General features: G+C 54.2%; 10 protein-coding genes. 1 reads left to right on the top strand and 9 read right to left on the bottom strand.

Features of this window, described 5'->3' with window-relative positions; translation table 11 throughout:
• Positions 1-218, top strand: a 218-nt coding sequence (locus ENI00_RS08590) for a hypothetical protein (RefSeq protein WP_304101357.1), incomplete at its 5' end; no start/stop codon positions are given.
• Between the two features lie 86 nt (positions 219-304).
• Here ENI00_RS08590 and ENI00_RS08585 read toward each other — a convergent pair.
• The 9 genes from ENI00_RS08585 to ENI00_RS08545 form a co-directional block, all read right to left on the bottom strand.
• Positions 305-1,525, bottom strand: a complete 1,221-nt coding sequence (locus tag ENI00_RS08585) for a CaiB/BaiF CoA transferase family protein (protein WP_304101356.1) — start codon at positions 1,523-1,525, stop codon at positions 305-307.
• Between the two features lie 23 nt (positions 1,526-1,548).
• Complete coding sequence (locus ENI00_RS08580) at positions 1,549-3,018, bottom strand: NAD-dependent succinate-semialdehyde dehydrogenase (protein ID WP_304101359.1); 1,470 nt, start codon at positions 3,016-3,018, stop codon at positions 1,549-1,551.
• Positions 3,019-3,048: 30 nt separating this feature from the next.
• Complete coding sequence (locus tag ENI00_RS08575; RefSeq protein WP_304101354.1) at positions 3,049-3,741, bottom strand: TetR/AcrR family transcriptional regulator; 693 nt, start codon at positions 3,739-3,741, stop codon at positions 3,049-3,051.
• Between the two features lie 66 nt (positions 3,742-3,807).
• Positions 3,808-4,512 carry an ABC transporter ATP-binding protein gene (locus ENI00_RS08570; RefSeq protein WP_304101353.1) on the bottom strand — a complete coding sequence of 235 codons (705 nt, stop codon included), beginning with the start codon at positions 4,510-4,512 and terminating at the stop codon, positions 3,808-3,810.
• Positions 4,509-5,291 carry an ABC transporter ATP-binding protein gene (locus ENI00_RS08565; RefSeq protein WP_304101352.1) on the bottom strand — a complete coding sequence of 261 codons (783 nt, stop codon included), beginning with the start codon at positions 5,289-5,291 and terminating at the stop codon, positions 4,509-4,511. Before ENI00_RS08565 ends, ENI00_RS08570 begins: the two co-directional genes overlap by 4 nt.
• Positions 5,288-6,235, bottom strand: coding sequence for a branched-chain amino acid ABC transporter permease (locus ENI00_RS08560; protein ID WP_304101350.1), 948 nt, complete (start codon positions 6,233-6,235; stop codon positions 5,288-5,290). Before ENI00_RS08560 ends, ENI00_RS08565 begins: the two co-directional genes overlap by 4 nt.
• Positions 6,232-7,101: a branched-chain amino acid ABC transporter permease gene (locus ENI00_RS08555; RefSeq protein WP_304101348.1), complete on the bottom strand. Its 870-nt coding sequence runs from the start codon at positions 7,099-7,101 to the stop codon at positions 6,232-6,234. The genes ENI00_RS08560 and ENI00_RS08555 overlap by 4 nt, the downstream gene beginning before the upstream one ends.
• A 78-nt stretch (positions 7,102-7,179) precedes the next feature.
• Positions 7,180-8,403, bottom strand: coding sequence for an ABC transporter substrate-binding protein (locus ENI00_RS08550; protein WP_304101346.1), 1,224 nt, complete (start codon positions 8,401-8,403; stop codon positions 7,180-7,182).
• A gap of 90 nt (positions 8,404-8,493) precedes the next feature.
• Positions 8,494-9,376: AMP-binding protein (locus ENI00_RS08545; protein WP_304101344.1), on the bottom strand; the 883-nt coding region annotated here is incomplete at its 5' end.

The following is a 9,376-nucleotide window of genomic DNA, read 5'->3' as shown; positions in this document are numbered from 1 at the left end:
TCTTCTTTTTCTTGGCGGCGAACTCGGCTTGGGCGAAACTCGTCTGCTTCATGATCGTTCCTGGTCGGTTCGATTATCGGGAGTTTGATTTTATCAAATCCAAGGCTCAAGCTGAATTAATCAGCGTTTCCCTAAGGCTCCAGCATGGGAATGCCTATTGCCGGGCACTCAAAACGCAATGGCGTGGGCCTTTACGCTGGGCGAAACCAATGACCTGAATAATCTTTGGCCAAGGTTATATTCGAGCTACTTTTAGCAGATTGTCACATTACTTTTTATAATAACCATTGCAGCTTGAATTACGCTATGAAATCACGCGGCTGGCTCGGAGCGCCTCTATCTCTTGCTCGGAAAGGCCTATAATTCGCTGTAGAATCTGGGCCGACTGCTCCCCCAGGAGCGGCGGCGCAGTGCGATATTCCACAGGCGTCAGTTTCAATTTGATCGGGTTGCCGACCGTTGGCACGATCCCCAAACCCGGATGAACTATTTCCTGGCGCATGCCTCTTGCCTTAACCTGTGGATCGTCAAATACCTGATCAATTGTGTTCACAGGCCCACAGGGCACTCCAGCACCTTCCAGAATTTCAACCCATTCCCGGGTTGACCGCATAACGGTGGCTTGTCTCAATTTCGGAATCAGCTCCTTACGATTAGCCACACGGGCCCGGTTCGTCGCAAACCGCTCGTCGGTGGCCCATTCAGGATTCCCGAGCACGCCACAAAGCCGGGCAAACTGCTGGTCATTGCCGACTGTCAGCACCATGTTGCCGTCTGCCGTGGGGAAGTCTTCATAGGGCACGATATTGGGATGGGCATTGCCCATTCTGGATGGCACCTCGCCCGTGGTCAGGTAATTCATGGCCTGGTTCGCCAAACACGCTACCTGAACGTCCAGCAACGCGGCCTCCACATGCTGCCCTTCCCCTGTCCGATCCCTGTGAGCCAGGGCTGCAAGTACACCAATGGTAGCGTAGAGCCCGGTCATGATGTCTGTCAATGCCACCCCTACCTTCATGGGGCCAGAACCAGGCTCGCCGTCAGGGTGGCCGGTAATGCTCATCAACCCGCCCATAGCCTGAATCAGAAAATCATAGCCGGGACGGTTTGAATAGGGGCCATCCTGGCCAAACCCTGTGATCGAGCAGTAAATCAGTTTCGGGTTGACGCGCTTCAGGCTCTCGTAGTCCAGCCCGTAACGCTTTAGACCGCCCACTTTGAAGTTTTCCAGCACCACATCGGATTCGGCGACCAGCTTGCGAATCAGCGCCTGCCCCTCGGGGTGGGTCAGATCAATGGCAAGGGATTGCTTGTTTCGATTGGCGCTCAGGAAATAAGCCGACATCTCGGCGCCATCATCGCCCTGGAAAAAAGGCGGGCCCCATGAGCGTGTGTCGTCGCCGGTTTGTGGCCTCTCTACCTTGATGACCTCGGCTCCCAGATCTCCCAAAATCTGGGAGGCCCAAGGGCCAGCCAGAACTCTGGAAAGGTCCAGCACGCGTAGATGAGACAGGGAGCCCGCCATGCAATTCTCCTTTAATCCGGCAACTAGCGCATGCCGCCGAGACACAGGTATTTGAGTTCCATGAACTCGTCCAGGCCGTATCGCGAACCTTCCCGGCCAAGACCACTCTCTTTCACGCCGCCGAAAGGCGCCGCCTCGGTAGAGATAATTCCGTCGTTAATACCGATCATGCCGGTTTCAAGCGCCTCAGCCACGTGCCATATGCGCCTAACGTCATTGCTATAAAAGTACGCAGCCAGACCAAACTCTGAATCATTGGCCATGGCGATCGCCTGCTCTTCGGTATCAAATCGAAACAGCGGCGCAACCGGGCCAAACGTCTCTTCACTGGCCACCACCATGTCCTGTGTTACATTGGTAAGGATGGTCGGCTCGAAGAATGTTCCCCCTAGCGCGTGTGCCTCACCGCCCAGAACCACTTTCGCGCCCTTGGCCGTCGCATCAGCAATGTGCCGCTTGACCTTGTCGAGTGCTGCCTGATTGATCAACGGCCCCTGCTGCGTCTCCCCTTCGAGACCGGCACCCACAACCATCTGGCTGACAGCCGTTTTCAGTTTCTCGACAAACGCATCGTAAACTCCAGACTGGACATAGACACGATTGGCGCAAACACAGGTCTGCCCGGTGTTGCGATATTTGGATGCCATAAGGCCGGTGACTGCCGCATCAAGATCCGCATCGTCGAAAACAATAAACGGGGCGTTGCCACCCAACTCCAGGCTCACTTTTTTGACCGTGCCGCTGGCTTGGCGCATCAGCAACTTGCCAACGGGCGTTGAGCCGGTGAACGATACTTTACGAACAATGGGGTTCGTTGTGAGTTCTTCACCCACCTCGGGCGCGTGATTTTTCGAGCAGGTTACGATGTTGATAATGCCCGGAGGAACCCCCGCCTCCTCTGCCAGCATTGCCAACGCAAGGGCACTCAAAGGCGTATCTTCCGCAGGTTTAACAACAACCGGGCAACCGGCTGCAAGCGCGGGCGCCACTTTGCGAGTAATCATCGCCACGGGAAAATTCCACGGCGTGATGGCAGCAACCACGCCAATAGGCTGCTTGATAACGACAATCCGCTTGTCTCGGCCGTGGCCCGGAATAACATCGCCGTAGGCACGCTTGGCTTCCTCGGCAAACCACTCGATAAAACTCGCGCCATAGGCCACTTCGCCCCGCGCCTCGGCAAGTGGCTTGCCCTGTTCGGCGGTCATCAACCGAGCCAGGTCTTCCTGATGATGCATCACCAGGTCAAACCACCGGCGCAGGACATTGGCACGTTCCTTGGCGGTTCGGGCGCGCCATTCAGGCCATGCAGCCTCGGCCGCTTGAATAGCTAACGCCGTGTCTTTTGCGCCCATGTCGGGCACCGTGGCCAGGCTTTCTCCGTTGGCAGGGTTATACACTGAGAAAACCTTACCGGATTGGGCTTGCACCCACTTTCCGTTGATGTAAGCGCTTTCACACAAGAATTTCGGATTTGCCAAACTTAACGTCATCTCAGTCATTACAGTCCTCACAGGAAAGAATCAATGTTTCCAGAGTAAATAGTTTTCAATCACATCTCTGACAAATACAGCATAATCATCAACGCCAATGCTTTGATCACGGTACTTTCGGCGTTTCAGATACCAATCTTGCAACAACGCTTTTGTCATCAGGGAAACCAGACGCGCGTTTTTGGCTTCGTATATCTCGGCTTTGATGCCAGCTTCAATCAAATCCAGAAAGATTTCTTCAATTTCAAGTTCGATTGCAACCGCATCTCGTTTTTCCGGGGCCGGTAAACTTTTTGCTTCCATGTAAGAAAAATAAAACCAGGCCCGCATTTGCTCACTCAAATACAGGTGCGCCTTGATGGCCGCGAAAAACCGATCCCGTATATCATCCACCTGACTCGTGTAATGCAGAAGCGTGCGGCGCGTGATAATAAAACCGTGGCTTTGAATCAGGTGTATCAGGTCAGCCTTGTTGCTGATGTAGGCGTAAAGCCCACCCATGCTCATTCCTGAATCCGCGCACAAATCCCTTAACGTCATGGAATGAAAGCCCTTGGAATTGGCCAGCCTGAGCGTTGACTCAATAATTCGGGTGAGATTCCTGACTGCAACGGCCTCCTTCTTTATACTAATCCGCTCTTTATTCTGACGGTAAACGTCACGAATCACATCCTCTTGGGACATACTCAGCTCATCGCGGAAGGCTTCGTAGTTCTCAATCATAGCTCTCAATCATAGTGTTGGATCATAGCGTTCAGTCATAGCTTTCAGTCTTAAATTCGGGTGAAATCAGGCCACTGACAGGAATTTGTCTTGGGCGGCCTGGTCAGCTCGAAGTTCGTCGCTACTGGCCTGATGCACAACCTGACCTTTCTCCAGAATGTAGGCCCGCCGGGCATGTTTAAGTGCGAACCTGACACTCTGATCCGTGAACAGTATGGTTGTGGTATGGCTCAGTTCGTCAATCAACTCTCCAATTTGCTGCACGATAACCGGCGCAAGCCCCTCGTTGGGTTCGTCCAAAAGCAACAATCTGGGCTGAATCATCAGTGAACGCGCTACCGCCAGCATCTGCTGTTGGCCCCCGGACAGAGTGGCGCCATCCTGTCCCTCGCGCTCTCCCAGCATCTCGTATTTCTTGAGGATCGCGTCTACGGTCCAGTGCGCGGCAGTGCCTTTGCGTTGATAAGCCGCCACTTCAAGATTGTCCCGAACCGTCAGGCCCGGGAATATTCTGCGATCTTCCGGAACATAGCCAACGCCGGCCCGGGCAATTCTATGGGGCGCAAACCCCTGGACAGGCTTGCCGTCGAAAATCACCTCGCCGGATCTTGGAGGGGTAAGGCCAACAATGCTTTTCAGTGTTGTACTCTTACCTGACCCATTCCGCCCGAGGAGGCAAACCGTTTCACCCGCTTCTAACTGAAGTGTAACACCCTGAAGAGCCTGGCTTTCGCCATAGAACGTCTGAATATTGCGAACATCAAGAATCATGCGCTTGTCTCCTCGATCACATCGTCGTCTTCCTCGCCCAGGTAGGCCCGGCGAACCTCCGGGTGGTTTTTCACTTCCTCAGGCGTGCCCGCGAACAACTTCTCGCCGCGGTGCATCACCAGAATGCGATCCGCAAGGCCAAACACCACGTCCATATCGTGCTCAGTGATCAGGAACGTGTAATCGCCACTTTCAGCCAGACTTTTGACCAGCCGTGTGGTACGCCGGGTTTCATCCGGTGTCATGCCCGCCGTGGGCTCATCCAGCAACACCAGCTTCGGTTGCGTGGCCAGAACCATCGCGATCTCAAGCAGGCGCTTGTCGCCGTAGCTGATAACCTCGGCACGCTGACTTTTAAGGCTGTCGATACCCAGACGCTTTAGCAGTACCACCGCCTCCTGTTGAATACCCGTGTTACGAGACGCAATGTTAAACAGTTTGCGACCGTGCCCGTGAAACGCAGACAACACAACCTCGACGTTCTCCTGAACGGTCATCTCGGGGAATATGTTGTTGATCTGGAAAGACCGCGACACGCCCAACCTGCTGATCTTGTGCGGTGGCAAGCCGGTGATATCTTTACCATCCAGCACAATGTTGCCTTCCGAGGGCTGCATTCGGCCAGAAACCATGTTGTAGAACGTTGTCTTGCCGGCGCCATTGGGGCCGATGATGGCAATCGTTTCCTTCGGCAAGACGTCCAGATTGATGCCTGAGACCGCTGTATTGCCGCCAAAACGTTTGGTGAGGTTCGAGATAGTGAGAATAGGATGTATCATTTCTTTACCTCCATCCACCAATCAAGAATGGTGCCCAGCAGCCCTTTGCGGAAGAAAATCACCATCAGCGCGAGGATAATACCAAGAACCAGCATCCAGGATTCGGTAAAACTGGTAATCCAGGTTTCCAGCAGCACGAACACGGCGGCGCCGGCGAATGGGCCCAGAAAGTAGCCCGTGCCTCCAAGAATAGCCATGAGTATCGGCTCCGCCGACATGGACCAATGCAGAAGTTCCGGGCTTGCGACACGTAGGAACGGGGCAATGAGGCCACCGGCCAACCCTGCGAACGCTCCCGCAATCACAAAAGCGACCAATCGATACGTCCGCACATTCAGCCCGGCAAACGATACCCGCTCTGGATTCTGGCGAATGGCCCGAAGAATCATTCCAAATGAACTGCGGCAAATCACATAAAGCACGGCCGAGGCGATGGCGACAATGGTCAGAACCACGTGGTAGTAAACAGCCGGGTTACCCAGAGTCAGATCAAGCCCAAACCCGAATGAGCCCAGAGAAAACCCAGCCAGCCCGTCGCTTCCGTTAGTCACGGAGCGCCACTGATACGCAATGGCAAAGACCATCATGCCAAAGGCCAGGGTCAGCATCGCGAAATACACCTCGTTCAGACGAACGCAGAAAAAGCCGATAACCAGCGCCAATAACGCCGCAGCGCCCATGGACGCCAGCAGGCTAACCAGGAACGGCCACTCCAGATGAATCAACACCAGTGCCATTGCGTAGGAACCGATACCGAAGAAGGCCGCGTGCCCGAAACTCAACATGCCGGTGTAGCCAAAAACCAGGTTAAAACTGGCGGCAAACAACCCGAGGATGAGGATTTCAGTGAAGATAAAAATATAAAAATAAGAGGCAATCCAAGGCACCGCAATCAGCCCCACCATCACCACGGCCAGAATGGCCAACAGAATTTTGGTCTTCATGCGTTCGCCCCTTTGCCCATAATACCGTGGGGTTTGAACAACAGAACCAGTGCCATTCCCAGGAAAGGCAGCAGCATGTTTACCTCCGGCAGGTAACGGCCGCCAAAGCCATGAATCAACCCCAGAACAATGGCTCCGAGCAAGGCACCCGGAAAGCTTCCAAGGCCACCAATAACCACGACAATAAACGATTCGATAATGATTTTGTCCCCCATGCCAGGGTCCAGCGCGCGCATAGGCGCTGCGACCACACCGCCGACCGCTGCGAGCCAGGCACCAAAGGCAAACACGCCCGTCACAACCAGGCGAGTATTGATGCACAACACCTCGGCCATATCGCGATCCAGGGCGGCCGCTCGCATGATTCGACCAATTCGGGTGCGGTTAAACAGATACCAGAGCCCCGCCAATAACAGCAGACCCATAACAATGACAAACAGGCTGTATGTCGGTACGGAACTGCCCAAAATTTCCATCGAACCCGCCAGTAGCTGCGGTGGCTGAACAACCTGTATGCCACTGCCCCAGATCATTCGTACGCTCTCGTTTATGATTAAAAGCAGAGCGAACGTCAGTAACAAGCTGTCTGCTATGTCACGGGAATAGATAAATCGCAGTAAAAACCGGTCAATAAGCACCGCCAAAATAACCACGCCCAGGGGCGCCAGCAGCAAGGCGGCCCAGAAGGGCATGCCTACGATGTTGATCAGAGTGAATGCCAGGTACGCCCCCAGCATGTAGAGCGCACCGTGCGCAAAATTGATGATATTCAGAACACCGAACACGATATTCAATCCTACTGCAATAATGAACAGCAGAAGGCCAATATCAAGACTGTTCAGCAACGCCGATACGATGCCAGACATGAAATTCCCTCGTTACGTTAGGGCCGTTGCCGTGGCGCTCCTGATGGGCGCCACGGCAACGTTCAGGCAAACTCTGATTCAGAGCTTGCAACCGGTCTCTTCAACAGAACGAGCCACTTCTTCACCGTCAAAGATCTGCAAGTCCATCAGTGTGCGAATACCATATTCGGGATTCATAGGGCCTGACACACCCCAGTTGGGGCTCACCATTGCCTGGTTATCACCTTTGCGGAACGTAATCGTGCCGTTCGGGGCGTCCAGACTCATCCCACTAAGTGCCTTTGCAATCGCAGCACCGTCGGTATTACCCGCGGCTTCAATTGCCTTTTTGTAGGCATAAATGGCGGCGTAAGCGCCTTCAGCGTTATAGCTGGGCGGAACGCCGTAGGCATCGATATACGCCTTAACGAAGTGAGTATTGACCGCGTTATCGTAAGCGTCGTACCAGTACCGGGTAGAAAGGTGCACGCCTTCAGGCATCTCGTCACCCAGGGCTGACAACACTTCGGTTGCTGCACCGACGGTGAACAGCAATTCAAAGTCTTTGTCGAAGAATCCGCGGTTGTTGGCCTGACGAACAAAGTTCACCAGATCGCCGCCCCAAACGGAGATGAGAACGCCGTCCGCATCCGAGTCCATGACCCGATCAATGAAAGGTGTGAAATCTTCAGCGCCAAAACGCGGAAAATTCGTCTCTGACATCAAATTGACGTCAGGCTTGATGTCCTTGAGGTAATTTCCAAAGAACTCCCACGATTGGTGGCCGAAGGCATAGTCCGGGCCGATCGTCGTCCAGTTAGTCGCGTCAAGTTTTGAGGCGACCAAAGCCGCAGCTTTCATATTCTGGGCAACGTTTACGCTAATACGGTAGGTAAACGAATTGCACAGCTTGCCGGTCGCATCCGGAGTGGCTGCGTGGGTAATGATCAAGGGCTTTTGCAGTTCTGGCATGGTGGGTACCAGCCCCTGGGCTACGCCGGAACTGTCCAGCCCGATCAAGGCGTCTACCCCGCTTGAGTAAACCAGTTTTCGGGCGGCTTGTATCGCTACCGAGGCCTTGCCTTGGCTGTCTTCAAATTCCATTTCAATTTTTCGACCCAGAACACCGCCTGAGGCGTTGATTTCATCCACCGCGAGGTTGATACCCCTTTGGGCGAACTCACCGTAGGTGGCGGCACTGCCAGAGAGAATGTAGATACCCCCAATGCGAATCGGTTCCTCTGCGTAGCTGGTGCTTGCAGCACCAATGGTAGCGGCTGCGGTCATCGCAACCAGGATTTTTTTTGCGCTTGTTTTTATCATTTTAGTGCCCCTTCGTTGTTGTCTTTGTTTTCAATGGCTAAGAATGCTTTTGACGCTATCGCAACCTCCTTCTGACCACGGTCAGACCTGTCACGGGAACAGCGAATCCCGGAGAATATTTTTGCGGATCTTGCCCGTCGCGGTTTTGGGCAACTCACCAAATATCACTTTTCTGGGCGCCTTGAAATGCGGCATGTGCTCCCTGCAAAACCCTATAATGTCCTCGGAGGTTATCTCCTGGCCGTCTTCAACCAGATTGACAAACGCGCAAGGCACCTCGCCCCACTTGTCATCCTCCATGGCGACGACGGCTGCCTCGGAAACCTGTGGGTGCCGGTAAAGCACTTCTTCCACTTCGAGGCTGGAGATGTTCTCTCCGCCGGATATGATCACGTCCTTGGCGCGGTCCCGAATCTCGACGTAGTGATCAGGGTGCATAACAGCGAGGTCGCCAGTATGAAACCAGCCTTTCGCAAAAGCAGTGGCCGTGGCTTCCGGGTTTTTCAGATACCCCTTCATCACGGTGTTCCCCCGAATACAGATTTCGCCCATGGTTTTGCCATCGGCCGGCACGGATTCGCCACTGGCAACATCAAGAACAGCAATTTCGTCCAGCCCGTGTGTGGAGACGCCCTGGCGGGACATTTTCAAGGCTCTTTGCTCCAGCGGCAGGGCTTGCCACTCGGGCTGTGGCACGCACAATGCGGACGGGCCAAAGGTTTCGGTCAAACCGTAAAGGTGCGTAATCTGAAAACCGATCTCTTCCGCTTTTCGAATTACACTGCTGGGGGGCGCTGCGCCGCCCAGCGCGAACTGTGTTGGGCGGGACAGCGTTAATTCCTGTCGCCCCAACTCTTGCAGCAACATATTCATGACCACCGGCGCCCCGCACATGTGCGTCACCCCGTACGTCTCGATATGGCGGTAAATTTTCATCGGGTCCACGTCCCTGAGGCACACATGGGTTCCACCC

This window comes from Marinobacter antarcticus (assembly GCF_011049865.1).
GTDB classification, from domain to species: Bacteria; Pseudomonadota; Gammaproteobacteria; order Pseudomonadales; family Oleiphilaceae; genus Marinobacter; species Marinobacter antarcticus_A.
This window is presented reverse-complemented; position numbering and strand designations above follow the sequence as displayed.